Consider the following 25,621-nt stretch of genomic DNA (forward strand, 5'->3'; position numbering starts at 1 on the left):
CCCGGTCTGAGACCTCAGCGGGCGGCGACCACGGCCTCGCCGCCGGGCCAGGTCGCGACGAGCTGCTCCTGGTTTGGCAGCGCCTCACCCAGCACCCGCGCGAGCCGCAGCCGGGCCGGTGCCTCGGCGGCGTCCGCGGCGCCGACCCGGCGCCGCACCCGGACGACGGGCTCCCGCCGATCGACCACCACGCCGTCCTCGTGGACCTCCAGGACCGCCTGCTCCTGCTCACCGGCCAGGGCGCGCTCGAAGCAGGCGCGCCCGACGGGGTCCGCGTCGCCCGGGTAGACCCAGCGCGCTCCGAGGACGGAGTGGTCCATGGTTGCGACCGGCTCGACGTCGTCGAGGGGTGAGCTGCGGTAGGTCAGCGGCACGTGGAGGACGACGTCGCCGCGGCTGACGAGGAGCGCCTCGACGCCCACCTCGCCGTCAGGGTCGTCGAAGCGGTAGCCGCCGATGACCTCGACCTCCCCGGCGCCACCCCAGGGCTGCCGGTCGAGCCACGCTTCGACGAGCTCGGCCTTCGTGGGCGTCAGGGTCGCGCGGTGGAGGATCGCCATGCGGTCAGCCTAGGACCGGGCGCGGCCCGGGGGTCACCACGGAGAGGGCTTGTAGTCCTTCACGAAGCAGCCGTAGAGGTCCTCGCCCTGCTCGCCGAGGACGATCGGGTCGTAGACCCGGGCCGCACCGTCGACCAGGTCGAGCGGCGCGTGCCACCCCTCGGCGGCGATCCGCAGCTTCTCCTGGTGGGGCCGCTCGTCGGTGATCCAGCCGGTGTCGACGGCGGTCATCAGGATCTTGTCGGTCTCGAACATCTCGCCCGCGCTGGTGCGGGTCATCATGTTGAGCGCCGCCTTGGCCATGTTGGTGTGCGGGTGGCCCGGCCCCTTGTAGCGGCGGGAGAACTGGCCCTCCATCGCCGAGACGTTGACGACGTAGGCCCGGCGCGCGCCCGCCTGCACGGCTCGCCGCATCGCGGGGCGGAGCCGGGAGACCAGCAGGAACGGTGCGATCGAGTTGCACAGCTGCACCTCGAGGAGCTCCAGCGGGTCGACCTCGTCGACGTGCTGGGTCCAGGAGTTGGTGCTCTGGGTGTCGGGCAGCAGACCGCCGGCGTCGACGGCCGAGCCGTCCAGGTGGGCGGCGAGCGAGGCGTTGCCGGCCTTGAGGGCCAGGGCGGTGATCGAGGCGGCGGTGTGGGCGGCCTCGGCGAGCTCGGTCGGCTCCCCCTCGTGGTGGGCGACCGCGGTGGTGGTCAGGGCGCCGGCGATGGCGGCCGGGTGGGCCTCGGAGATCCCGTCGAAGGTGACCATCTCGGGCAGCTCCCGGTCGCCGGGGAGGGGAGCGTCCTCCATCTCGACCAGGCGCGAGTAGGCGCCCGGCGTGCGGCGCACCGTCTGGCAGGCGTTGTTGATCAGGATGTCCAGCGGGCCGGCGGCGGCGACGTCGTCGGCGAGGCTGATCACCTGGGCGGGGTCGCGCAGGTCGATCCCGACGACCTTGAGCCGGTGCAGCCAGTCGCCCGAGTCCTCCATGGCGGAGAAGCGGCGGACCGCGTCCTTGGGGAACCGGGTGGTGATGGTGGTGTGCGCCCCGTCGCGCAGCAGCCGCAGCGCGATGTACATGCCGATCTTGGCGCGGCCGCCGGTGAGCAGGGCGCGCTTGCCGGTGAGGTCGGTGCGCTGGTCGCGCTTGGCGTGCGACATGGCGGCGCAGCGGGGGCAGAGCCAGTGGTAGAAGGCGTCGACGAGGGTGAAGTCCTCCTTGCAGATGTAGCAGCCCCGCGGGGTGAGCAGCTCGCCCGCGAAGGCGCCCGGCGCGTGGGAGACCAGTGGGATCCCCGCGGTCTCGTCGTCGATCCGCATCGGCGAGCCGGTGGCGGTCTGCTCGATGATCGCCCGGTCGTGCGCCGCCTCGGCTTCGCGCTTGCGGGTACGCCGCTCCTTCTTCAGAGCCTTGTACATGTGCGACGCCGCCCGCTTGACCTGGATCAGGTCGGGGTGGTCGTCGGGGAGCTCGTGGAGCCGTTCGAGGACGCGGATCGTGGTCGCGAGGTCGTCGGGATCGAGGCCGTGCTGCCTGCCGTTCTGGTGGTACACGCAGGGATCGTAAGCCGCCGTCAGGCGGTGACCCGCTTCCACGACGGCCCCTCGGCGGCCCTGCGGTGACCCCGCCAGGCCAGGTGGAGGCCGGTGCAGCCCTGCCGAGGCGTTACCTCCCACGCTCGCACCCACGCGTCGATCGGCAGCGAGTGGTGAAGGTCTCGCTGTCGATCGCCCCGTCGGTCGGAGTACGGGACCTGGGGTGCCCTGGAGTGCGCGATCCGATCAGCGGGAGCTTGCGGGTGGGAACCGCTCCTCGAGCCGGGCGCGCAGGACAGCCGTGCGGGTCTTGGGCAGGGTGCCCCACGCGGTCTTCGTCCGCCCGACCGGGGTGTGCGGATCGAACCGCGGATGAGCGAGCAGCACGTCGTACAGGGGGAGCCGGGTCTCCTCGTCGAGGTTGGACATCTGCGCGAGACAGTTGAGCGGCGTTCCCACCGTCTTGGCGACGGCGTTCGGGTCGGCGCCGCCCGAGAACAGCCGCCCCAGGACGGCAGCCTCGCGCACCTGATCGCGTTCTCCGTGGCTACGCAGCAGGACGTGCGCGGGGGTGAGGCCTTCCGGCGTGGTCGCGGTCGGATCGGCCCCGTCGTCGAGGAGCTGCGTCGCGACGGTGATCCTGGCCTCCAGGTCCGAGTTCTGCAGGACGGCGTGCAGCAACGGCCAGCCGGTGTCCGGGTCGACCGCCGCGAGGTCGTCGGGCCGGTAGGCGGTGAGGATGCGGTCGGCGCCGGCCCACCCCGCCAGGGAGAACACGGTCTCGTCGGGAAGCGCTCCGTCGCGACGCAGACGTTCCTCGAGGAGAGCCACCAGGTGGTCACGACGGATCCGCCAGAGACGGATCGCCTCCCACACGGACCGGCCATGGGTGGTGGGCGCCAGCAGGTCGAGATCGTCCCGGGCCAGGAAGACCGCGTAGTACGGCGCGAGGTCCTCGTCGGAGTACTTGAACCGGCCCGCCAGCGCCATCAGGGCGGTGCCGTCACGAGGCTGGGAGTGGTTGACCTCGCAACCGGCCTCGAACAGCGCGGAGAGCAGCGGGGCCTCGTCCGCCGCACGCTCGGGTGTCACACGGGCGACGAGCAGATGGGCGGCGGTGTAGCCCCGGCTGGTCAGCGCCGCTGCGTCGGCGCCGTCAGTTAGGACGTGCCGGGCGATCCACAGGCGCACCACCGGGTCGCTGTTGCACAGGGCGTCGTGCAGGAGGGTGTCCCCATGCTCGCCCACCCACCGGGCGGCCGCCCTCGGTCGGTAGCAGGCGAGGAACTCCTCGACGCTGCGGTACCGGGCCGCCGTGGCCATGGCCGCACCCCGCCTCTTCGAGAACACGATGCCCTCCCGCCCGGACCGCTCAGCACAGGGAGGCTACTGGGTGCGAGGGGTCAGCCGGGGTCATCTCGACCGGGGTGGACCCCCTCTCGTCGACCCGCTGGCCACCCGGAGAAGCGTCGAGTATGTTCGGCGCAGCATCGCGTGCGGGTGGCGGACAGCGTCACGCATGGAGGTGCCGAACCAGGAAGGTGACGTCGATGACGCTCCGTTCCTCGTTCCTCACCCGTGGGTGAGGACGTACACAGGCTGATCGCCTGGCACCACGAGATGAAGGCCGTGCACGGACGGCTGCGCGACGCGCTGGAGGTCGTCCAGGAGTCGTTGCGCGAGGGGCGCGAGATCCCGCCGGTCGAGCGGGAGCTGCTGCTCTACTGCCACGGGTTCTGTGTGGCCCTGGACGGCCACCACCGCGGGGAGGACGACGCCCTGTTCCCTCGGCTGGCCGAGCTGCGGCCGGAGCTGGCCTCGGTGCTGGGCTACCTGCGGCAGGACCACTCGATGATCGCGCACCTGATCGCGGCGCTGCGCGGCGCGATCGAGCGGGAAGACCCGCCGGCGAAGCTCCAACGGCACCTCGACGGGATCGCCGCGATCATGGAGTCGCACTTCCGCTACGAGGAGCGGGAGCTGCTTGGCGTGCTGCGGGAGGTGGAGCTGGAGATCTCCCCGGAGGCAGCCTTCGGTCCGCTGTGAAGCACCCGGCCGTGACCCACCTGCTGGGACCCGCCCGCTGGGACCCGCCGCGGCGCCTCGCTCCTACCGCCGCCGGTGGAATCGGTAGTCCCCACAAGGGTGTCGTCTGAGGTCCCAGCCCGGGTCGTGGGCTTTGCGGTGGTGGTGGCCGCAGAGGGGGAGCCCGTTGTCGAGGTCGGTGTGTCCGTGGTTGCCCCAGGAGAGCTGGTGGTGGTGGATCTCGCACCAGGCGAAGGGGCGTTCACAGCCGCCGACGGCGCAGCTGTCGTAGACCAGGGAGAGCGCGCGGCGTTGGGTGAGGGTGTGGAGTCGGGTCAGCCGGCCCAGGTCGAGGGGCTCGGACCGGCTCCCCAGCACGGCGGGGACCAGCCCGGCCCCACACGCCAGGCGGCGGGCCTCGCCGGCGGTGATGGTGGTGCCGGTGTCGAGCTTGGCCGCACCGATCCCGGTCAGGAGGGCGTCGAGACTGAGGGTGACCAGGACGGTGGCCTGGGAGGTGGCCAGTCCGGTGGTGGGGAGGTGCTCGATGAGCTCGCACAGGGCCTGGCCCTGGGTGACCAGGTAGGACTGCGACGACGGGGCGGACTCGTCGATCACGCTCTGACGGGTCCCGTCGGCGGCGCGCTTGGCGGCGAGCCGGCGGGGGGAGGTGAGGTGGCCCAGGACGGTGTCGAGGAGGTGGCCGTGGAGCTCGGGGATGCGGAACTTCCCGCTCCAGGTGCCGTCGCCGTTGTCGTGGAGGGAGAGGAAGGTCTCCCGGTCGGCGCCGTGCTTCTCGCGGGTGAGCATCTTGTGCTCGTGGGCGTCGGCGAGGTCGCGGTCGACGGGGTCGAACATGCGGCGGGCGGCCTGGCGGAGCCTTTTGGCGTTCATCGGTCGGCCGGTGCGGGTGGCGTCGCCGGTGGCTTTGGCGACCAGGTGCTCCTCGGCTTCGGCGATCTGGTCGGGGGTGGCGGTGTCGGGGGACTGCTCGGCGGCCTCGACGATCACGCGGACCTGGTCGGTGCGGAGTCGTCCGGCGGCGAACGCCTCACGGGTCACCGCGTACTTGGTCTTCAGCAGCTCTCCCAACCGCACTCCGGCGGCCTGGGAGGCGCGGGTGGAGCCCAGCAGCCCGGCGAGCCAGGCGTCGGTGCCGGTGGCGGCGCCACCGACGTCGGGGTCGTCGGCGATCTGGCGGGCGTCGGCCTCGGCGGAGAGTGCCAGTCGCAGGGCGGTGGCTGCGGACTCGAGCTCGGCGACGGTCTGGATCACCTCACCGAGCTCGGTGAGCGGAACCGTGGACAGGTCGAGGGTGCCAGCGGAGCGGACCGCCTCCCGTGCGGCGGCGACCAGGACCCCGACCCGGGACGGCACCCCGAACCCACCGGGAGCACCGGTGGCACCGGGTGCCGCAGTGGCGGGGCGGGTGGTCGACATGCGTCAACCCAACCAGTCGGCACCGACAGTTCTACCCTCCCTGCGCCGTAATCTCAGAGTGTGAACAAGTGTTCGAAAAGAGGCAGAATAGAGAGAGTTCCGCCCCTCCGGCGCGATCTCGCTACGCTCACCTTCCAACACCACGGAGGCGCGATGGGTCAGCAAGGCTCGAAGTCGGTCTGGGTGTGGACCCTCGCGATCTCGACGCTCGTGACCGCGACGAGCGTCCTGGGCCTCGTGGACGCGGACGTCTACGCCGAGGAGACGGAGAACTGGGCCACCCAGGCGCGGGGCCAGGACGTCGGCAACCTCATAGCCGTGGCGGTCCTGCTGCTCGGCGGTCATGGCTACTACCGGGGTTCCCACAGAGCGGGACTGGTGTGGCTCGGCACGCTCTTCTACCTGGTCTACGCGTTCCTCGTCTACGCGATGGCCGTCCACTTCAACGAGCTCTTCCTGGTCTACGTGGCCGCGCTCGGGCTGGCCTCCTACGCGATCATCTTCAGCGTCAACGGACTGCGCGCCGAGGACGAGGCTCTGCTCCAGCGCCGGTCGCGCAGTTTGGCGGGCTGGACCTCGATCGCCATCGGGGTGCTGTTCGGGCTGCTCTGGCTCAGTGAGCTGATCCCGGCCACGCTGACCGGCGAGCCGCCGCAGAGCGTGGTCGACGCAGGCCTGTGGGTGAACCCCATCCACGTCATCGACCTGGCCGTCCTGCTGCCCGCGCTCGTCATCGCTGGCATCCAGACCCTGAGAGGGAGCGCCGCGGGCGAGTTCTTCGTCGCGCCCCTGCTGGTGTTCTCCGTGCTGATGGGGACGAGCATCGTGGCCGCCATGGTCCTGATGACCGTCGACGGCTCCGAGGAGACGCTGCCGCCGATGGTGATGGTGGCGGTGGTCGTGCTCGTCAGCGCCTTCGCTGCGTGGCGCTGTTTGAAGGCCCCGACGAGAGCCCGCTGAGTCGTCACCCGCTCAGCCGAGATCGACGGCGCGCAGCATGGACTGGGCGAAGACGAACGGCGTCCCCACCGGCAGCGAGGTCGTGCTGACGATCGAGAGCCCGCCCTCGGCGGGGTCCCAGGCCACCAGCCGGAACCCGGCGACCACCACCGAGAACGGCTGGTCGTCGACCTGGCCGCCGTGCCGACCACGACGTCCTCGTCGGCCTGGATCCGCAGGAGGCGGCCGGTCCGGTCCATGCTCACCTCGCGTGGAGTGCCGCCGGCGTAGTCGGTGGGCACGTTGGGCTCCGTTGCGAGGAGGTCGCCGCCCGCGCCTGGGACCAGGCGTTCCAGGCAGACGACCTCCCCACGGGGCGGGCCGCTGGCAACGTCAGCCCGGGCTGGCAGCGTTGTGCACCAGCGACGGCTCCTCGTAGCGAGCCTCGGGGATGTCGTACAGCGCGTCGATGGCGGCCAGCCGGGCGGGGGTGGCGGCGACGACGGCCGCCACCTCCTCCGGCGAGGGGGTGATGCCGGCGGCGCGCAGCTGCGCGTCGACGAGCGCGGCGGAGTCGAACGTCATGGAACTCTCCTCAGGGTGGGTCGGGTCGGGGTCACGTGGGTGGCCGGGGTCTGTGCCGACCCCGGCCCCCCCCGGGGGGGTCAGGCGAAGTGCTGGGCAACCATCGGGGGCAGGGCCAGGTGCCAGGCGGTGCGCTGCTGGTACGCGTGCCCGGCGGCGAAGACGGCGGCCTCGTCGAAGGGACGGCCGACGATCTGCATGCCGATCGGCAGGCCGTCGGCGGAGAACCCCATCGGGACCGACATCGCCGGGTTGCCCATCGCGTTCCAGTACGGCGTGTGCAGCGGGTCCAGCAGCCCGTCGAAGGTGAGGTCGGCCAAGGCGGGGGCGCCGCCGCTCGCGGTCGGCGTCACGATCAGGTCGACGTCGGCGAAGAGCCCGGCCACCATGCGCTGGACCGCCCGTCGCACCCGCTGCATCTGCACGTAGTCGCCCGCGCTCACGAGCGCCCCGCCCACCACCGCGGCCCGGGTTCCGGCGAAGTAGTCCTCCCACCGGTCCTGGAGGTCCGGGCGGTGGTAGGCGTATGCCTCGGCCGAGAGCCCGGACATCGTCACCGTGTTGATCTCGTCGTAGTACGGGAGCTCGACGGGGACCACCGTCGCGCCCGCCGCCTCCAGCTCTTCCACCGCCGCGGCCAGCAGCGCATCCGACTCGGGGGCATCGACGCCGCCCTTGGTGGAGAGCATGTCCAGGCCGATCCGCACGCCGGTCAGGTCACCCCGGAGGGCCCCGACGTAGTCGTCGACCGGCCGGTCCACCGACGTGGCGTCGCTGGGGTCGTGCCCGGCGAGGACCTGCAGCATCAACGCGCAGTCCTCGGCGGAGCGGGCCATGGGGCCGATGTGGTCGTAGCTGTAGCCGAGCGGGACGCAGCCCGACTTCGGCACCCGGCCGAAGGTCTGCTTCATGCCGGTGATCCCGCAGCTGGTCGCCGGGTACCGGATGCTGCCCCCGGTGTCGGTGCCCAGCCCGCCGAGGATCAACCCGGCCGCGACGCCGTTCCCGGTGCCCGAGCTGGACCCACCCGGGTAGTGGTCGAGGTTCCAGGGGTTCCGTGGGATCGGGAACGGCTTGGAGTCGTCGGGGATGCCGATCGCGTACTCCATGGTGGTCAGCTTCCCGGTGATCACCGCCCCGGCGTCGCGCAGGCGGCGCACCACCGGCGCGTCGCCCCGCTCACCCCAGGTGCGGTCGAGCACCAGGCTCTGGGCGGTGGTCACACCCTCGTCGGTGGCGATGATGTCCTTGACCCCGAGGGGGATCCCGTGGAGGGGCCCGCGGTCCTGGCCCGCGGCGAGCTCCTCGTCCGCCTTCGCCGCCGTGAGCAGGGCCGACTCCTGGTAGACCTCGAGATAGACGCCGAGCTCCTTGTCGTGGGCCTCGGTCATCTCCATGGCCTCGGTGACCAGCGCCACCGAGGTCGTCTCTCCGCTCCGCAGCGCGTCGGCCGCGTCCTTGATCGTCAGGTACATCGTGTCTCCTTCGTGGGTGGGTGGGACGAGCTACCCCGCCATGACCGGCAAGGGCTGACGCTGGTGGTGGGTGGTGGCGCGCTGGAAGGCGGCGCCGAGGGCCAGCACGGTGGCCTCGTCGCGGGGCCGTCCCACGAGCTGCAGGCTCGTCGGCAGCCCGTCGACCGGGTGGGCCGGCACCACGAGCGCCGGGTTGCCGGTCAGGTTGAACGGCACGTGGGTGCGGCAGGCGGCGTCCAGCCAGGACACCTCGCGGTCGCCGAGGTCGGAGACCATGTCGCTGGCAATGAACGGGGGCAGGGTGGTCATGCCCGGGCAGACGAGGGCGTCGACGCCCGTCATCGCCACCTCGAGCGTGCGCTGGAAGCGGCTGCGCAGCCGCAGCGCCCGGAGGTAGTCCGCCGCGCTGACGAAGGGCGCGGCGGCGAGCAGGCCCGCCCCCATCGCGTCGCGGTTCTCGAGGTCGGGGACGTGCGCCTCGTGCAGCGACAGCATCTCGGCGTAGATGATCGTCCAGGACGCCGTCGCGATGTGCTCGAAGTCTGGGAGGTCGACCTCCACCAGCGTCACCCCGAGCCCCTCGAGCTCGGCCAGCGAGGCCTCGTAGGCAGCCCGCACGTCGGGGTGCATCTCGGCCTCGAGGTACGCGGAGTTGCGTGCCACCCTCATCCCGGCGACGTCGCGGGAGACGGCGTCGACGTAGCCCCCGTCGGCCGGGAGCGACGCCGGGTCGGCCGGGTCGGCCCCCTCGATCACCTCCAGCACCCGTGCGCAGTCCTCGACCGAGCGGGTCATCGGCCCCGCGTGGTCGAGGCTCCACGACAGGCCCATCACGCCGTCGCGCGGCACCCGCCCGTAGGTGGCCTTGATCCCCGTGATGCCGCAGAAGGCGCTGGGGATCCGGATCGACCCTCCGGTGTCGGTGCCGATCGCGACGGGGAGCTGGCGCAGTGCCACTGCCGCCCCCGAGCCGCTGGAGGATCCGCCCGTGGTGCGTGCCTCGTCCCAGGGGTTGTGCACGGGCCCGAAGGTGCGGTTCACGGCACCTCCGCAGGCGAACTCGAACGTCTCCAGCTTGGCCACGAGCACCGCACCCGCCTCGTCCAGCCGGGCGGCCAGCAGCGCGCTGTGCTCCGGGACGTGGTCGCGGAAGAGCGCCGACCCTCCGGTGGTCGTGATGCCCTCGGTGGCCACGATGTCCTTCAGGCCGTAGGGCACCCCCTCCAGGGGCCGCGCCGTGCCTTCGCGCCAGCGGCGGTCGGACTCGGCGGCCCGGGACCTGGCCAGCTCCGGCAGCACGAGGCGGGTGGCGTTGAACCTCTCGTCGGTCTCCTCGATGCGGGCCAGGCAGGCCTCCACGACCTCCGTGGGGGTGAGCGTCCCGGCGGCGTAGGCCTCCAGGAGCTCGCTGGCGGAAAGCTCGGCGGGGCTCACGACCGGCCTCCGTTCGCGATCCAGGCGAGCGCCGTCACGGGCTCGTCGGGGGTCAGGAAGTCGAGGTCCATCGCCCGCAGGGCCAGCAGGTCCGGCCAGGCGGCGAGGTGGGTCTCCCGGGCGGCGGCCAGCCGTTCCGGGAGCAGGGTGATGTCCTGGCTCGAGGCGATCGCCTCGAAGTCATCGATCGACGGGAACGGCATGTGATCCTCCTGGGTGGGTGAGGGCCGCGGGGCGGGTCTCCCCGACGGCACGGGTGAGGGCGATGCTGAGCAGCAGCAGGGCGGCGCAGAGGCCGAACGCGGCGCGGATGGGGACGAAGAGGAGGGCGGCTCCCACGAGGAGGCCGCTGGCGAGCATCCCGACGTCGCTGGCGATGCGGTAGGAGATGACGGCGTCCTCCTCGCGCGGCACGAGGTCGACGATCATGGTGGCCGGAACCACCCAGGTGATGCCGACGGTCACCCCGAGCAGGGCCGCCAGTGCCACGATCTCGGCGGGGCTCGTCGGCAGTCCCGCGAGGAAGCCGGTGGCCACGGCCCCGACGGCCAGCGCGACCACCATGACCGGCAGCCGGCCCCAGCGGTCGCTCCACCCGGCGGAGACCTGCATCGTGGCGATGTCGGTGACCGAGAGGGCCGCGAGCGCGAACCCGATGGCCAGCCAGCCCATGCCCTGCTCCTCGGCGACGAGCGGGACCAGCGTCAGCGCGATGGCTGAGCGCACACCCTGCCCGACGGCCACCAGCACCAGCGCGCCCCAGACCCTGCGACCGCGCAGGGCCAGCCCGGCGGGCGGCCCGAGCAGGCGCATCGCCTCGCGCAGCGACCTGGGGGTCTCCACCGGGACCCGCGGGATGAGGAACCAGCCGAGCACGGCCCCCACCAGGTTGACTCCGGCGCAGACCGCGAACAGCAGCCGCAGGCCGTCCACCCCGGGGTGGAGGGAGGCGATCAGGCCGCCGCCCAGGGGACCGCAGGCGACCCCGGCGAACCAGGCGGCGTTGAACGACCCGATCGCCGTCGCCTGACGCCCGGACTCCGGGACCGTCGACCGGGCCCGCCCGAGCGCGAGGGCGATGTGGACTCCCCCGCTCATGAACAGGGCGGTGCCGAACCCCTGCGCCAGCCGGGCCAGCCCCGCCAGCTCCCACGTGGCGGCCACCGCGGTGGCCGCCGAGCCCAGCCCGAAGACGAGCAGCGCTCCCGCCACCAGCACCCGGGCGTCCAGCCGCGGGATGAGCCGCGAGGCGAAGACGTCACAGAGCAGCAGAGACAGGCCCATCGAGGCGACGACGACCGAAGCCGCGGTCCCCGAACCGTTCAGCGCGGTGACCAGCACCGCGGTGAACGGCGCGGTCAGGCCCAGTCCGACTCCCGCGACCACGACCAGCGCGAGGAACCTGCGGTGTGCCCCGGTGGCCCCGCCGATCCCGGCGACCGGTGCCTCCACCAGCCGTGCTGTCTCGGTCACCGCCGGGTCACCGCGACCCCGGTGTCCGCGAGGTCGGCGGACACGCCTGTTCCCGGCATCACGCCGACGGCGTTCTCGACCACCTGGCCGGCCCTGAAGGTCAGCGCGTCGCGCCAGTGGGCGGCGACGATCTGGATGGAGGTCGGCATCCCGGTGGCCGGGTCGACCCCGCTGGGGACGGCCAGGGCGGGGTGGCCGGTCAGGTTGAGCACCGAGGTGTTGGCCACCATCGTGGTACCCCGGGAGAGCAGCGTCTCGTCGTCCGCCGGGCCCTCGAGCAGCAGCGGCGCGACCTGCGGCGTCGTGGGCGTGACCAGCAGGTCGTACTGCCCGAGCGCCTCCGAGACCTGCCTGGTCAGCTCGCGCCGCAAGTTGGCGGCCTTGGCGAAGTACGTCGAGAAGTAGGCGTCGTGGAGGTAGCGGCCACCCAGCAGCCACGTCTTGAAGAACGGGGCGAACGAGTCGGCCTCGAGCCGGCGGACCAGCCCGAAGGCGTGGGTCCGCTCGACGTCGACCTCACCGAGGTGGGAGTAGCCGGCGCCGTCGGTCTGGCTGGTCAGCCACGCCAGGTGGAGGAGGAGCGGCAGCTGGATGGCCCACGCCTCGGCCCAGAGGGGGATGGCGACGCGCTCGACGCTCGCCCCGGCGGCGACCAGCTCCTGGCAGGCCGCGTCGAACGCCTCCAGCACGCCGGGCTCGCACATGTCGGGGTTCACGCCCTCGGCCACGATGCCGATCCGCAGCCCGGCCACCCCGTCCCGCAGCGTCGCGACCGCCTGGGTGCGCTCGGGCACTCCGCGCACCCACTGGGGGTCGCGGTCGTCGTGCCCGCTCATCACGTCGAGCATCAGGGCGGTCAGCTCGACCGTGGGGCCGATGGGGCAGACCCCGTCGATGGTGTGGTCCATGTAGGTCAGGCCGTGGGAGGGCACCAGGCCGTGGGTGGGCTTGATGCTGACCACGCCGTTGAACGACGCCGGGATCCGGGCCGAGCCGCCCTCGTCGACGCCGATCGCGAGGTCGACGGCGCCGGAGCGGACGGCGGACCCGGACCCGCCGGAGCTGCCGCCGGGCGAGCGGCGCGGGTCGACCGCGTTGCGCGCCGGCCCGTACCAGCTCGACTCGCCCATGCCGGAGGAGGAGAAGTCGTCCAGGTTGGTCTTCCCGGTCACCGAGGCTCCGGCGTCAAGGACCCGCTCGACGACGACGGCGTCGGCGGTCGGGGTGTAGGAGAGGGTCCGGCTGGCGTTGGTCACGGGCACGCCGGCCACCGCTAGGTTGTCCTTGACCCCGACCGTCATGCCCGCCAGCGGCCCCTCGCCCGAGCCCTCCACCAGGCAGCGACGGATGAACGCGTGGAACGGGTCCTCGGCGTCGCCGGGCACCCAGCCGGGGTCCCGGTGGGTGTGCCGGAGCCGGGGCGTGGTGACCGGCAGCTCGTCGAGCCGGTCGACCGCCGCCAGGATGCCGTCGAGCGCGTCGGCGTACTGCTCGGCCTCCGACGGGGTGAGGGTCATGTGCTCGAGGGCGGCCAGCTCGGTGAGCTGGGTCGGGGTGGGGCGGCGGATGAAGCCGCGGATGCGGCCGCGTGGCTGGGCCATGGGGTTGCTCCTCGGGGTAGGGGACCCGGGCCGGATCGCTCCGGCCCGGGTCCGGTCACTCGACGGTGATGGGGGTGAGGTCGGCGAACCAGGACTGCGCCTGCACGAAGCCCTTGACGTTGGGTGCGAGCACCCGCGGGTTCCGGTCGTTCACGACCGTCAGCCAGGCGGCGTCCTTGGTGAGGATCCCGGCGACCTTGGCGTAGATCTCGGCCCTCTCGTCGGGGTCGAGGATGGTGCGGGCCTCGGCCAGCAGGGCGTCGACCTCGTCGTTGGCGTACTTCCCGGCGTTGATCGACCCCTCGCTGGTGCCGAACCACATGTCCCAGAAGCCCTCCTGCTGGAAGGACAGCGAGATGTTGAGCGCGTCGGCGTCGTCGGGAATGCGGCCGGCGAAGAAGTCGGTGAGCATCGCGGCCCACTCGATCGGCTTGAGCTCGACCTCCACCCCGATCTTGGCCAGGTCGGCCTGGAGCGCGGTGTTCATCGGGCCGGGGATCATGTTCCCCGAACCGCTGGTCGGGTAGGAGACGGTGATCGAGAGCCCGTCGGGGTAGCCGGCATCCGCGAGCAGGGCCTTCGCCTTGTCGGGATCGTGGCCGTAGAGCTCGTTCTCCTCCCGGTAGGCCGTGTTGGCCCGGGGCGCCACGCCGGCGGCAGCCTCGGCGGTGCCGTGCAGGATGTCCTCGACCATGGCGTCGCGGTCGATCGCCCAGTTCAGGGCCTGGCGCACGCGGACGTCGTCGAACGGCGGCTTCCGGGTGTTGTAGACCCACGGCCAGCTGTGGTCGTAGGAGTTGGTCAGCACCTGGAACTCCGCGTCCTCGAGCGCGGGCACGTCGTCCGGCGGGGGCACCTCGATCCAGTTGACCTCACCGGAGCGCAGTGCCGCGGTCCGGGCGGTCGCGTCGGGGATCGGCCGCAGGATGACCTTCTCCGTCCCGGGCTCCCCGTCCCAGTACTCCGCGTTCGCTCCCAGGGTCAGCTGCTGACCGCGCTGGAGCGACTCGAACTCGAACGGCCCCGTGCCGACGGGATTGAGCGCGAACTCCTCGTTGCCCAGCTCCTTGATCGCCTTGGGGCTGCCGAAGTAGACCGTGGCCAGGTCGACCGGGAGGTAGGACCAGGGCGACTTGGTGGTGATCTCCAGGGTCAGGTCGTCGACCTTGCGGAACGACTTGATGCCGGCGATCGACATGCCGCCCTGACCGTTGAGGTCCGGGTAGTAGTGGGGCTTGCCTGTGTCGATGTAGCGCTCGAGGTTGAAGACCGCGGCATCGGCGTTCCACGGCTCGCCGTCATGGAAGGTGACGTCGGGCCGCAGGGCGAAGGTCCACACGGTGAGGTCCTTGTTGGCCTCCCAGGACTCCGCGAGCGCCGGCTCGATCTGGGGGATCGACTCCTCGTCGGTGAGATCGAACCGGGTCAGCCCGTCGTAGAGCTGGTTGGCGACGAAGCGCAGGCCCTCGTATCCCTGTCCCTGGGCCAGCCCGGTGTCGAGCACGGGGATGTCGGAGGTAGTCATGCCGATGACCAGGACGTTCTCGCCGCCGGCCCCCGAGCCACCGCTGCCGGTGCCGCTGCCGCAGGCGGCCAGCAGGGAGGCGCCGAGGACGGCGACGGAGGCAAGGGCGGTACGCCGGCGGAGCGGGCCCGGTCGAGCGGCGGGGGGCCGCTTCGATGGAGGAGGAGTGGGCACGGCGGTTCCTTTCTGAGGCGATCCGGGGTGGACCGGGTGGAGGGTGTGCTCGACCGCCCGACGACGCGGAGCGTCGGCGGTCAGGTGGATGGGTCGGCCGGGCGGGGTGGTCCCGCTGGGCTAGGCGGTGTCGAGCAGCGACCTGCCGGGGATGGAGTCGAGCAGAGTGGCGGTGTACTCGTGCTCGGGGTTGGTCCAGATCCGCTCGGCCGGCCCCTGCTCGACCACCTTTCCGCGGCGCATCACGACGACGTTGTCGCAGATGTGCTCGACGACGGTGAGGTCGTGGGTGATGAAGACGAAGGCCACGCCCAGGTCCTGCTGCAGGTCGGCGATCAGGTTCAGCACCTGGGCCTGGACGCTCTTGTCCAGCGCCGAGACGGCCTCGTCACAGACCACCAGGTCCGGCGAGGTGGACAGGGCACGGGCGATGGCCACGCGCTGGAGCTGACCGCCGGAGAGCTGGTGCGGGTGTCGCTCGGCGTGCAAGGCCCGCAGGCCCACCCGCTCCAGCAGCTCCACGACCCGATCCCGCCGGCTCGGCCTCTCCACGCCGTGAACCCGCATGTTGAACTCGATCGACGACCCGACCGTCAGCCGCGGGTTGAGCGAGGTCTGGGGGTTCTGCGGCACGACCTGGAGACGCGCCCGCAGGGCCCGCATCGCCTTGCGGGAGAGCGCCGTGAGGTCGACGCCGTCGAACTCGACCGTCCCGGCGTCCGGCTTGAGGAGGCCCAGGCACATCTTGGCGGTGGTGGACTTGCCCGAGCCGGACTCGCCTACCACTCCCAGGATCTCGCCCCTGGCGACGGTGAAGCCGACGTCGTCGACGGCGCGGAAGGCGCCGAACGTCTTGACCAGTCCCTCGGCCCGCAGCACGGGTGTCTGCGCGGTGCTCATGACGCGATCTCCTCGTCCAGGTCCATGTTCTCCAGCGACCAGGCGGCCATGGTGGGCAGTGCGCCCCGGGCCACCCCCGGTCGTGGCTGCGCGGCCAGGAGCCCGCGGGTGTACGGATGCTGGGGGTCTCGCAGCACGGTGGCCGCGGGACCGCGCTCGATCAGCCGGCCCCGGTACATGACGGCGACCTCGTCGCCGTAGTCCGCGGCGACCCCGACGTCGTGGGTGACCATGAGGACGGCCGTGCCCGTCTCCTCGCGCAGCCGGGCGATCAGGTCGAGGATCTGCTTCTGCACCGTCACGTCCAACGCGGTCGTCGGCTCGTCCGCGATCAGGACCTGCGGGTCGCAGCTGACCGCGATCGCGATCACCGCGCGCTGCCGCATCCCCCCGGAGAGCTCGTGCGGGTAGCTGCCGGCCACGCGGCGGGGGTCGTCGATCCCGACCTGGGCGAGCAGCTCCTCGGCCCGCCGCGCCGCGGCCCGCCGGGGTAGGTCCTGATGCACCCGCAGGACCTCGCTGATCTGGGGCCCGATCCTGCGCAGCGGGTTCAGGGCGCCGGTCGGGTCCTGCGGGATCATCGCGATGACGCCGCCGCGGATGCGGAGCAGCTCGGCCTCGCTGGCGCCGATCAGCTCGACGCCGTTCATCGTGACGGAGCCGGAGATCTCGGCGCCGCTGCCGTAGAGCTGCAGGATGGACCGGGCCGTCACCGACTTCCCCGACCCGCTCTCGCCGAGCAGCATCAGCGTCCTGCCCCGCTCGAGGGCGAAGGAGACGTCTTTCACGATGGCGCTGCGGTGGCCGCCGCGGACGAACGAGGTGTGCAGTCCCTCGACCGCCAGTGGCGACTTCGGGGTGAGGGCGTCCTCCGGTACGGCGCCCTTCTGCAGGTGGGTCGTGGTCGTGGTCGTGGTCGTGGTGTTCATCGGTCTCCTCCGCGGACGTCGAGGTAGTCCCGCAGACCGTCGCCGAGGACGTTGAACGCCACCGACGGGACGAGGATCGCCACCGCCGGGAGCACGGCCAGCACGGGTGCGGAGTACAGGTACTGGGTGGCCTCGCTGACCATCAGGCCCCACTCGGCCGTGGGGGGCGAGACCCCGAGGCCGAGGAAGCTCAGTCCCGCGGCGTAGACGATCGAGAGGCCGATCAGGGCCGTGCAGTAGACGACCACGGGCGGGGCCACGTTCGGCAGGACCTGGCGCAGGGCGATGCTGACGGTGGTCGCCCCCGACGCCCGCGCGGCCTCCATGTAGTCCAGCTCGACCAGGCGTCGGGTCTCGGTCTCTGCGACCCGGGCCACGGGAGGCACGAGGATCACGGCCAGGGCGAGGACGGCATTGCTGGTCCCAGACCCCAGGGCGGCCGCGATGGCGATCGCGAGCAGCACGGCCGGGAAGGCGTAGAAGACGTCGAGGGTCCGCATGACGACCCGGTGGAGCCACGGGCTGCCGAGGCCGGCAGCGACGCCCAGGGCACTGCCGACGATGCCGGCGAAGATCACCGGCGCCAGCCCTGCCAGCAGGGAGAGCTTGGTGCCGACGACCAGCCTGGTGAGGACGTCGCGGCCCTGACTGTCGGTGCCGAGCAGGTGGCCCGCGGAGCCCACGGGCTGCAGCCTGTCCGCCGTGTTGCCCACGTTGGGGTCGCCCACGAAGAGCGGGCCGAGCAGGGCCAGCAGGAAGACCAGCAGGACGACGAGCGCGGACATCCGGGCGCTGAGCGGGAGGCGGCGTCTGGCGCCTTCCGAGCTGCGCACGCGGCGCCGGCTCCCGGCCGCCGTGGCGGTGAGTGTCATGGCATCTCCTAGGCGATCGAGGGGAGGGCGGAGCTCAGGCGCGGACGCGGGGGTCGATGAGGGCCTGCAGCACATCGACGACCAGGTTGAGCAGGACGAATGCGAGGGCGGAGACGAGGACGCCGGCCTGGATCACCGGGAGGTCGCGCTGGGAGATCGACAGGTAGACCAGCTGTCCCACGCCGGGCCACGCGAAGACCGCTTCGACGAAGATGACGCCGCCGAGCAGGTAGCCGATCTGGAGCCCGGCGACGGTGAGCAGCGACGGCACCGTGTTCTGCAGGGCGTGGACCATGATCCTGCGCTTGGAGAACCCCCGCGCCTTGAGCGCCTCGATGAAGTCCATGCTCATCACGTCGCGCATCGAGCTGCGGAACATCCGGGCGATGATCCCGGCCGGCACGAGGGCCGCGGTGAAGGCCGGGAGTGCGACGTGGTGGAGCAGGTCGGCGATCCCGCGGTCGCCGCTCGCGCTGTACATCCCGCTGACCGGGAAGAGCTGGGCGCCTGCGGCGAGGTAGATGATCAGCAGCAGGCCGACGGCGTACTGGGGGACGGAGATCGAGAAGAGCGCGAACGCGTTGGCCAGCCGGGCCACCACGCCCTTCTCCCGCGCCGCGGTGATCGCGCCGATGAGCAGCCCCAGGACCAGGGCCATGAGGGCGGCGACGAACGTGAGGATCAGCGTGTTGACCAGGGCGTCGAGCACGATCGGCGCGACGGCCGTGCGCTTCGAGAGGCTGGTGCCGAAGTCGCCGGTCACCGTGCTGGTCAGCCATGACCAGTACTGCACGGGGAGGGCGTCGTTGAGGCCGAGCCGCTCCTCCAGCTGGGCTCGGGCCTCGGGGGTTCCGGTCGGGCCGAGCATCGCGGTGACCGGGTCCCCGGGGATGATCTTGATGGTGGCGAAGATGACGAGGGAGACCCCGATCAGGGTGGGGACCGCCATCATCAGGCGCTTTCCGATGAACGACAGCATGCTCACTGCCTCCTCTCGTGCGGACGCCGGCCGTGCCGGGGCGACTGCACCTGCAAAGTGATCCGGTCGCCGCGGGCCCGGGCGAACGCGTACTCGAGGGTCTGGCCGCTCTGGTCGCGCAGCAGCCGCTCGAAGAGCATCACCGGCGCGCCGACCGGGACGCCGAGCTGGGCGGCGGCGTGGTCGTCGGCCAGGGTGGCCTCGACCGACACGTCGCTGATCCCGATGGAGATCCCGGCCCGCTCGTAGAGGGCGTACCACTCGTCGACCGCCGAGGCGTGCCGGATGATGCCGGTGAGCTGGGGGCGGATGTACGCCGTGCAGGTGTAGTACGGCTCCCCGTCGATCGTGGCGAGGTAGTCGACCACGCCGCACGGCCCCCCGGGTTGGACGCCGAGTCGCTCGGCGACTCCGGGGGAGGCGGTGATCGTCTCCACGCTCGTGAGCCGGTGCGAGACCTCGCGGTCCGTGTACGGACCGTGCAGGTGGTCGAAAGGATGACTCACCCGGGAGGCGGTCACGAAGGTTCCGTTGCCGGGGATCCGGCGGATCAGGCTCTCGGCCTTCAGCAGCTGCAGGGCGTCGCGCACGGTCTGACGGCTGGCGGAGAACGCGATCATCAGCTCGGGCTCGCTGGGCAGCGCGCCGGCGGCGATCTCCTGGCGGACGATCGAGGAGCGCACGAGGTCGCGGATGCGCCGGGCGGTGGCGTGGCGGCGGCTCGTCCGGGGATCGAGGCGGGTCGTGGCGGCTTCCATGACCAAAACGATGGGGGCGCGATGTTCCGCCCCGACCCCATAGGAGTTACGCGACAGTTACGCCACGAAGGGTCCGCTCTTCATGCCCCTGACCTGCGCATATTCCTTCCAGGGCGGCCCGTAGCGCCGAAAGTTGGTGGCCCCACGCCGCGGCGTGCAGCCACCGCGTCGCGCAGGTGTGACGTGGGTCTCCACGATTCGCGTGATGCGCGTCTCCTTGCAGGGCAGGAGCTCGCCGACCTCCCGGAGGCTAGTCCCGCGTGGCGCGCGCGACGCCGAGCGCGATCAGGCCCTGGCCGGCGGTGTAGGTCGCCATCACCACCGACCCGAGGACCGGGTGCGGCGCCCGGAGGGCGAACCGCTGCACCCCGAGCACGGTGTCGGAGATCAGGAAGAGCGCCGTCCCGGCCTGCAGCGGCCGGCGTGCCTCCCGCGGCAACGCCGGGTCGAGCATCTGCGAGGTGGCGAACATGCCGGTCAGGATCGTCGCGTAGGCGGCGACGGGCAGCCGCAGGGCCGGGTCCTGGCGCCCGGCGACGGCACTCATCGCCGGAGCCAGGGTCAGCCAAGTGCCGAGCGCGACCTTGAGCGGTGTGCTCTGGTGGGTCGCGCGCTCGCCGCGCACCGACGAGAACGCCGCGATGTAGGCGACGTGCGCCCCGAAGAACGACGCGACCCCGGTGAGGAACGACCGCCGGCCGGTGCCGAGCAGCGCCACGTCGCCGCCCCAGGAGAGTGCGTGGGCGGCGACCGTCCCGGCGTGCAGCACCCGGGTCTCCCCGCGGGCCTGGTCGTCGCGGGTGGCGACCAGGAAGGCGGTGGTCAGCGCCGGCATCAGGGCCGGCTTGAGGAGGACACGGGCCCGTCGGGCGGTGCTGCCGCGGCGGCCCGCCGCCACGCTGTCGGCGACCGCCGCGACGGCGTAGGCGGCGGCGGGCAGGAGGGTCCTGACGGGGCGGGCGACGGGAGACATGGCGCCCATCCTGAGGGGTGGGCGCCACGCCCGCCACCCGGGCCCTCAGAGAACGAAGCGGTAGCCCATCCCCGGCTCGGTGATCAGGTGCCGCGGCCGCGACGGCTGCGCCTCGAGCTTCTTGCGCAGGTTGGCCATGTGCACGCGCAGGTAGTTCGTCTCCTTCTCGTACGCCGGGCCCCACACGGCCTGCAGCAGGTCCCGCTGGCCGACGAGGGCGCCGGGCCGGGCGGCCAGGGTGGAGAGGATGTGCCACTCGATGGGGGTGAGCCGGACCTCCGCCTCCCCGCGCCAGGCGCGCTTGGCCGTCAGGTCGAGGCGCAGGTCGCCGCTCTCGAGCACCGGGTCGGCGGCGGGGACACGGCGGACGGCGGCGCGGATCCGGGCGAGCAGCTCCTCCATCCCGACCGGCTTGGTGACGTAGTCGTCGGCACCGGCGTCGAGCGCGGCGACCTTGTCCTGGGAGTCGTGGCGGGCGGAGACGACGATCACCGGCACGGCGCTGGTCCGGCGCAGCCGGGTGAGCACCTCGACCCCGCTCACGTCGGGCAGGCCGAGGTCGAGCAGCAGCAGGTCGGGGCCGTCCTGGGCGAGGGCCAGGGCCTCCGCCCCGGTGCCGGCGGTGAGGACGCCGTAGCCGCGGGCGGTGAGGTTCATCGCCAGCGCGCGGGTCATGGCCGGGTCGTCGTCGACGACGAGGACGGTCGTCACGGTTGCAGCACCGCCTCACGGGCGGGCTCGGCGGGCGACGGGCCGGTCGGCAGGTCGAGGACCATGGAGAGGCCGCCGCCCGGGGTGTCCTCGGCGGTGAGGCGGCCGCCCATCGCCTCGGTGAGCCCCCGGGCGACGGCCAGGCCGAGGCCGACGCCCTGGGAGCCGGGGACGTCGTCGAGGCGCTGGAAGGGCAGGAAGATCCGCTCCTTCTCGGCGTCGCGCACCCCGGCCCCGTGGTCGACGACGGCGAGCCGGGCCCGCCCGTCGGCGTGGCTGGTGCGGACGGTGACCTCGCGGTCGGCGGGGGAGTGGCGCAGCGCGTTGTCGACCAGGTTGGCCACCACCCGCTCCAGCAGCCCGCCGTCGGCGCGGACCGGGGGCAGGTCGTCGGCGAACCGCAGCGCCACCGTGTCGCCGCCGGGCAGGTGGGCCAGGGTGCTGCTCACCACGTCGTCGAGGCCGACCTCGTGGGAGGTGGGGCTGACCACCCCGGCCTGGAGCCGGCTCAGGTCGAGCAGGTTGGCCAGGATGCCGTGCAGCCGGTCGGTGGAGTCCTCGATGCCGGCCAGCAGCTCGCGCACGTCGTCCTCGGACCACCGCACCTCGTCGTCGCGGAGCCCCGAGACGGCCGCCTTGATGCTGGCCAACGGGGTCCGCAGGTCGTGGGAGAGGGCGGCGAGCAGCGCGGTGCGCACCCGGTTGCCCTCCCGGAGCCGCTCGGCGTCGGCGGCCTGGGCGCGCAGCTGCTGGCGCTCGAGGGCGACGGTGAGGTGGGCGGCGAAGGCGCTCAGCACGGTCGCCTGGTGGGCCGGGAGCGGCGCGGCGCCGCGCGCGGCGACCACGAGCGTGGGGGAGAGCGCGGCGGTGTCGGTTGCCTCCTCGGGGGTCCGGGGCGGGTCGTCCCCGGCGGCGGCCACCACCTCCCAGCCACCGGCGCCCGGCTCGGGCTCGTGTCCCGGCTCGGACTCGTCCTCGCGCCGCAGCAGCCCCACCGCGTCGAGGTCGAACCGCACCCGGAGCAGCTCCAGGAGGTGACCGGGGTCGTCGTCGCCGCGCATCAGGGCGCGGTTGAGGGCGGCCAGGTCGTCGGCCTCCTGCCGGGCCAGGGCGGCCCGCTCGCCGCGCCGGGCGGCGATGTCGACCACCGAGGCGACCGCGAGGGCGACGACGAGGAAGACCAGCAGCGACACCGCGCCCACCGGCTCCGCGATCGAGAGGGTGTGGTGGGGGGAGGTGAGGAACCAGTTGAGCGAGAGGCTGCCGACCACCGCACCGGCGAGCGCGGGCCACCGGCCGCCGAGCAGGGCGCAGACCACGGCGTTGGCGAGCAGCACCATCGCGCCGACCGCGGGGGCGGCGTCGCCGGCCGAGGCGCTGAGCGCGGCGGCCACCGCCGGGGGCACGCCGAGAGCCAGGAGCATGACGCCCCACACCCGCAACCCGCCCTGATCGTGGTTCACCTCACCATTGTCACCGCCGCGAGCCGGCGTGGGCCGATTCTTGACGCTTCCTTGATGGCCGAACCCGTTCTCGACCGGGTCGTGCGGGCCGACGATGAGGGTGACATGAACAGCTCCCCCATCGCCCGTCTCGTCGCCCGTCGCACCCAGCTCCCCGACGACGAGGTCGCCGCCGCCCGGCGCGCCGGTGGCCGGGTCCTGCCGCCGTCGGGCCAGGTGGGGCTGGGGCGCCGCTCCAAGCGGCTGCTCCTGGGCCGTCGCCTGCGCACCTCCCAGGTCGCCGAGACGCTGCTGCCGAAGCGGATCGCGCTGCCGGTCTTCGCCAGCGACGCCCTCTCGTCGGTGGCCTACGCCCCGGACGAGGTCTTCATCATGCTGGCCGTCGCCGGCGTGGCGGCGTACTCCTGGTCGTGGAAGATCGCGCTCGGGGTGGCCCTGGTGCTGCTCGCGGTGGTGACGTCCTACCGGCAGACCGTGCACGCCTACCCGAGCGGCGGCGGCGACTACGAGGTGGCGAGCGTCAACCTGGGCCGCACCGCGGGAGTCACCGTGGCCAGCGCCCTGCTGGTCGACTACGTGCTCACCGTCGCGGTCTCGATCTCGTCGGGGGCGCAGTACGCCGCCGCGGCGCTGCCCTTCCTGAGCGGTCACGAGGCGGTCTTCGCCAGCCTGCTGGTGGTGCTGCTGACTGCGATGAACCTGCGCGGCATCCGGGAGTCCGGCGCGTTCTTCGCCGCTCCCACCTACGCCTTCATGCTCGCCATGCTCGGCATGTGCGGCTACGGCCTCGTCCGGTGGGCGACGGGGTCGCTGCCCGAGGTGGAGAGCGCGCACCTGCAGATCGTCCCGGCCGAGGGGTTCGACGAGCCGCTGACCACGCTGGCCCTGCTCCTCCTGCTGGCCCGGGCGTTCTCCTCGGGCTGTGCGGCGCTGACCGGTGTCGAGGCGATCTCCAACGGCGTGCCGGCCTTCCGCAAGCCCAAGAGCCGCAACGCCGCCACCACGCTTCTGCTGCTGGGGCTGATCGCGGTGACGATGATGATGTCGGTGATCCTGCTGGCCCGGCAGATGGGGCTCAGGTACGTCGACCCGCACGATCTCGACCGGCTCCGGACCGCCGGCGGGCAGCCGCTGCCGGGCGACTACGACCAGCACACGGTGATCGCCCAGATCGCCGACGCGCTCTTCGCCGACTTCCCGCCGGGCTTCTACTTCGTGGTCTCGATGACCGGGGTGATCCTGGTGCTGGCCGCCAACACCGCCTTCAACGGCTTCCCGGTGCTGGGCTCGATCCTGGCGCAGGACGGCTACGCCCCCAAGGCGCTCGGGTCGCGCGGCGACCGGCTCGCCTACAGCAACGGCATCGTCTTCCTGGCGGTGATGGCGATCGTGCTGATCCTCGCCTTCGACGCCGAGACCACCCGGCTGATCCAGCTCTACATCGTGGGCGTCTTCGTCTCCTTCAACCTCAGCCAGCTGGGGATGATCCGGCACTGGACGCGCCTGCTGCGCACCGAGACCGACCCCGCCGAGCGACGAAGGATGGTGAGGTCGCGGGCGATCAACTGCGTCGGGCTCTGCTTCACCGCGGTCGTGCTGGTGATCGTGCTGGTCACCAAGTTCCTGGAGGGCGCCTGGATCACCATCCTGGCGATGGTGGTCTTCTTCCTCCTGATGCGCGGCATCCGCCGGCACTACGACCGGGTGGCCTCCGAGCTCGAGACGAGCGCCGAGGACGCGGTGCTGCCCACCCGGGTGCACGCCATCGTGCTGGTCGACCGGCTCCACAAGGCCACGCTGCGCGCGATCGCCTTCGCCAAGGCGTCGCGGCCCAACGTGCTCGAGGCGATCCACGTCGGCAGCGACGACGACGAGGTCGAGCGGCTGCTGCGCGAGTGGGACTCCCGTGACTTCGGCGTGCCGCTGAAGGTCCTCTACTCCCCCTACCGCGAGCTGATCGGCCCGATCGTGGAGTACGCCGGGGAGATCCGGCGCAGCAGCCCGCGCGGCGTCGTCGCGGTCTACATCCCCGAGTACGTGGTGGGCCGGTGGTGGGAGCAGCTGCTGCACAACCAGACCGCCCTGCGGATCAAGGGACGGCTCCTCTTCACCCCCGGCGTGATGGTGATCTCGGTGCCCTACCAGCTCAGCTCGTCCCGCCACGCCCTCACCCGCAAGCGGCGGGAGACCCGCCGGGTCCAGGCCGGCGACGTACGCCGCGGGCGGGTCCAGGGCGGCGGGGAGTGAGTCAGCGCCGCACCATCCGGCGCTCGCGCGGCCCGTCGGCCGGACCCGTGTCGGCCGGACCCGTGTCGGCCGGACCTGTGTCGACGAACCCGGCGCGCGCGTAGGCCGCCCGGGCAGCCACGTTGTCCTCGCGGACCGTCAGGAAGGTGGTGCGGCCCTGCTCCTCGGCCCACGCCACGACCGCCTCGATCAGCGTCGCCGCCACACCGCTCCCGCGGGCCTCGGGGGCGACCCACATCGAGATCAGCTCCACCGCGCTGTCGCCGTCGGGGGCGCCGTCGGGCGCGCCGCAGACCACGCCGAGCACCCGGTCGCCGTCACGGGCCAGCAGGGTGAGCGGGACGGCGACGAGCCGCGCCCGCCACCGCTCCTCGGGGGCGTCGGCCCAGTCGTCGTACCGGGACCCGAAGGCGGCCGGGGAGTCGCGGAGGGAGGCCAGGCGCACGTCGCGGAACTGCTCCCACTGGTCGGCGCCGATCGGCACGATCTCGACCGCCCGCAGGATCTCGTTGGTGAACCAGCCACCACCCCGGCGCCCGCCCCGGTCCCGGCTGCTGACCACGAGGCCCACCGCCAGGTCGAGGGCGAGGTCGACGCCGTCGGGCATCTCCCCGGCCGGTGTCCACTCCTCGCCGAGCTCGAGCCGCTGCGAGACCTCGGAGAAGACCAGCGGGCAGCAGGAGCAGACCGGGTCGTAGCCGTCCACGGCGCGGGCCACGAAGGCGACCACCGGGCGGCCGAAGAGCTCCTCGCGCCGTACGTCGGTGATCTCGACGCCCACGCCCAGCTCGTGGGGGTCGAGCATCGCCGACCACTGGTAGTTGGTGGCGTAGGGCTCCAGGGGGCGCACCTCCCACGACGACGGGGGAGCGCCGCGCTCGTGGAGGGTGCGTCCGTCGTCGAGGGCCACGCCGTCGAGCTCGCCGTGGCGGAGGGTGGCGCGCACGTCGATCCAGCTCGAGCGATGCACCAGCTCCAGCTCCGCCCAGCGGGCGTGCGCCTGGCGGGCGAGGCGGCGCACGTCGTCGGGGGTCACG

At 72.5% G+C, this 25,621-nt stretch carries 24 protein-coding genes; 3 read left to right on the forward strand and 21 right to left on the reverse strand.

Annotation, left to right across the window (positions count from 1 at the left end; all coding sequences use genetic code 11):
• Positions 1 to 14: 14 nt before the first annotated feature.
• From AC4BGE_RS07845 to AC4BGE_RS07855, 3 genes are all read right to left on the reverse strand, one after another.
• Positions 15 to 560 (reverse strand): maltokinase N-terminal cap-like domain-containing protein, encoded by a 546-nt coding sequence (locus tag AC4BGE_RS07845; RefSeq protein ID WP_490572101.1) that lies wholly within the window; start codon positions 558 to 560, stop codon positions 15 to 17.
• A 33-nt stretch (positions 561 to 593) separates the two neighbouring features.
• Positions 594 to 2,099, reverse strand: coding sequence for an SDR family NAD(P)-dependent oxidoreductase (locus tag AC4BGE_RS07850; protein WP_490574896.1), 1,506 nt, complete (start codon positions 2,097 to 2,099; stop codon positions 594 to 596).
• Between the two features lie 228 nt (positions 2,100 to 2,327).
• Positions 2,328 to 3,431, reverse strand: coding sequence for an ankyrin repeat domain-containing protein (locus tag AC4BGE_RS07855; protein WP_490574897.1), 1,104 nt, complete (start codon positions 3,429 to 3,431; stop codon positions 2,328 to 2,330).
• 228 nt (positions 3,432 to 3,659) lie between these two features.
• Between AC4BGE_RS07855 and AC4BGE_RS07860 the strand changes: the two genes are divergently transcribed.
• A complete protein-coding gene (locus tag AC4BGE_RS07860) occupies positions 3,660 to 4,127 on the forward strand; it encodes a hemerythrin domain-containing protein (RefSeq protein WP_490574898.1) in 468 nt (155 codons plus the stop codon).
• 63 nt (positions 4,128 to 4,190) lie between these two features.
• On the opposite strand, the gene AC4BGE_RS07865 is transcribed toward AC4BGE_RS07860, so the two are convergent.
• Positions 4,191 to 5,546 (reverse strand): HNH endonuclease signature motif containing protein, encoded by a 1,356-nt coding sequence (locus AC4BGE_RS07865; protein WP_490574899.1) that lies wholly within the window; start codon positions 5,544 to 5,546, stop codon positions 4,191 to 4,193.
• 153 nt (positions 5,547 to 5,699) lie between these two features.
• Between AC4BGE_RS07865 and AC4BGE_RS07870 the strand changes: the two genes are divergently transcribed.
• Positions 5,700 to 6,506 (forward strand): hypothetical protein, encoded by an 807-nt coding sequence (locus AC4BGE_RS07870; RefSeq protein WP_490574900.1) that lies wholly within the window; start codon positions 5,700 to 5,702, stop codon positions 6,504 to 6,506.
• Between the two features lie 12 nt (positions 6,507 to 6,518).
• On the opposite strand, the gene AC4BGE_RS07875 is transcribed toward AC4BGE_RS07870, so the two are convergent.
• From AC4BGE_RS07875 to AC4BGE_RS07950, 16 genes are all read right to left on the reverse strand, one after another.
• Positions 6,519 to 6,656, reverse strand: a complete 138-nt coding sequence (locus tag AC4BGE_RS07875) for a hypothetical protein (RefSeq protein ID WP_490574901.1) — start codon at positions 6,654 to 6,656, stop codon at positions 6,519 to 6,521.
• A 222-nt stretch (positions 6,657 to 6,878) separates the two neighbouring features.
• On the reverse strand, positions 6,879 to 7,070 hold the full coding sequence (locus AC4BGE_RS07880; RefSeq protein ID WP_490574902.1) for a hypothetical protein: 192 nt from the start codon (positions 7,068 to 7,070) through the stop codon (positions 6,879 to 6,881).
• Between the two features lie 80 nt (positions 7,071 to 7,150).
• Positions 7,151 to 8,545, reverse strand: a complete 1,395-nt coding sequence (locus AC4BGE_RS07885; RefSeq protein WP_490574903.1) for an amidase — start codon at positions 8,543 to 8,545, stop codon at positions 7,151 to 7,153.
• Positions 8,546 to 8,575: 30 nt separating this feature from the next.
• Positions 8,576 to 9,979: an amidase gene (locus tag AC4BGE_RS07890; RefSeq protein WP_490574904.1), complete on the reverse strand. Its 1,404-nt coding sequence runs from the start codon at positions 9,977 to 9,979 to the stop codon at positions 8,576 to 8,578.
• Positions 9,976 to 10,182, reverse strand: a complete 207-nt coding sequence (locus AC4BGE_RS07895) for a hypothetical protein (protein ID WP_490574905.1) — start codon at positions 10,180 to 10,182, stop codon at positions 9,976 to 9,978. Before AC4BGE_RS07895 ends, AC4BGE_RS07890 begins: the two co-directional genes overlap by 4 nt.
• Positions 10,160 to 11,452, reverse strand: coding sequence for an MFS transporter (locus tag AC4BGE_RS07900; protein ID WP_490574906.1), 1,293 nt, complete (start codon positions 11,450 to 11,452; stop codon positions 10,160 to 10,162). Before AC4BGE_RS07900 ends, AC4BGE_RS07895 begins: the two co-directional genes overlap by 23 nt.
• The gene (locus AC4BGE_RS07905; protein ID WP_490574907.1) at positions 11,449 to 13,053 is read right to left on the reverse strand and encodes an amidase family protein; all 1,605 of its coding nucleotides are present in this window, start codon (positions 13,051 to 13,053) and stop codon (positions 11,449 to 11,451) included. Before AC4BGE_RS07905 ends, AC4BGE_RS07900 begins: the two co-directional genes overlap by 4 nt.
• Before the next feature lie 55 nt (positions 13,054 to 13,108).
• Positions 13,109 to 14,752 (reverse strand): ABC transporter substrate-binding protein, encoded by a 1,644-nt coding sequence (locus AC4BGE_RS07910; protein ID WP_490574908.1) that lies wholly within the window; start codon positions 14,750 to 14,752, stop codon positions 13,109 to 13,111.
• A gap of 120 nt (positions 14,753 to 14,872) precedes the next feature.
• Entirely contained in the window at positions 14,873 to 15,652 is a 780-nt protein-coding gene (locus AC4BGE_RS07915) for an ATP-binding cassette domain-containing protein (RefSeq protein WP_490574909.1), read from the reverse strand.
• The gene (locus AC4BGE_RS07920) at positions 15,649 to 16,581 is read right to left on the reverse strand and encodes an ABC transporter ATP-binding protein (protein ID WP_490574910.1); all 933 of its coding nucleotides are present in this window, start codon (positions 16,579 to 16,581) and stop codon (positions 15,649 to 15,651) included. Before AC4BGE_RS07920 ends, AC4BGE_RS07915 begins: the two co-directional genes overlap by 4 nt.
• The gene (locus AC4BGE_RS07925) at positions 16,578 to 17,453 is read right to left on the reverse strand and encodes an ABC transporter permease (RefSeq protein WP_490574911.1); all 876 of its coding nucleotides are present in this window, start codon (positions 17,451 to 17,453) and stop codon (positions 16,578 to 16,580) included. Before AC4BGE_RS07925 ends, AC4BGE_RS07920 begins: the two co-directional genes overlap by 4 nt.
• Before the next feature lie 34 nt (positions 17,454 to 17,487).
• Positions 17,488 to 18,432: an ABC transporter permease gene (locus AC4BGE_RS07930; RefSeq protein ID WP_490574912.1), complete on the reverse strand. Its 945-nt coding sequence runs from the start codon at positions 18,430 to 18,432 to the stop codon at positions 17,488 to 17,490.
• Between the two features lie 2 nt (positions 18,433 to 18,434).
• Complete coding sequence (locus AC4BGE_RS07935) at positions 18,435 to 19,190, reverse strand: GntR family transcriptional regulator (RefSeq protein ID WP_490574913.1); 756 nt, start codon at positions 19,188 to 19,190, stop codon at positions 18,435 to 18,437.
• A gap of 250 nt (positions 19,191 to 19,440) precedes the next feature.
• Positions 19,441 to 20,163: a lysoplasmalogenase gene (locus tag AC4BGE_RS07940; protein ID WP_490574914.1), complete on the reverse strand. Its 723-nt coding sequence runs from the start codon at positions 20,161 to 20,163 to the stop codon at positions 19,441 to 19,443.
• 45 nt (positions 20,164 to 20,208) lie between these two features.
• Positions 20,209 to 20,874 (reverse strand): response regulator, encoded by a 666-nt coding sequence (locus AC4BGE_RS07945; RefSeq protein WP_490574915.1) that lies wholly within the window; start codon positions 20,872 to 20,874, stop codon positions 20,209 to 20,211.
• The gene (locus AC4BGE_RS07950; protein WP_490572567.1) at positions 20,871 to 22,337 is read right to left on the reverse strand and encodes a sensor histidine kinase; all 1,467 of its coding nucleotides are present in this window, start codon (positions 22,335 to 22,337) and stop codon (positions 20,871 to 20,873) included. The genes AC4BGE_RS07945 and AC4BGE_RS07950 overlap by 4 nt, the downstream gene beginning before the upstream one ends.
• A gap of 105 nt (positions 22,338 to 22,442) precedes the next feature.
• Here AC4BGE_RS07950 and AC4BGE_RS07955 point away from each other — a divergent pair, with 105 nt between their 5' ends.
• The gene (locus AC4BGE_RS07955) at positions 22,443 to 24,584 is read left to right on the forward strand and encodes an APC family permease (RefSeq protein ID WP_490574916.1); all 2,142 of its coding nucleotides are present in this window, start codon (positions 22,443 to 22,445) and stop codon (positions 24,582 to 24,584) included.
• Position 24,585: 1 nt separating this feature from the next.
• Here the strand turns inward: AC4BGE_RS07955 and AC4BGE_RS07960 are convergent, their stop codons facing one another.
• The gene (locus tag AC4BGE_RS07960; RefSeq protein ID WP_490574917.1) at positions 24,586 to 25,620 is read right to left on the reverse strand and encodes a GNAT family N-acetyltransferase; all 1,035 of its coding nucleotides are present in this window, start codon (positions 25,618 to 25,620) and stop codon (positions 24,586 to 24,588) included.
• Position 25,621: the final 1 nt, after the last annotated feature.

Source organism: Nocardioides sp. Z50_6 (assembly GCF_058215755.1).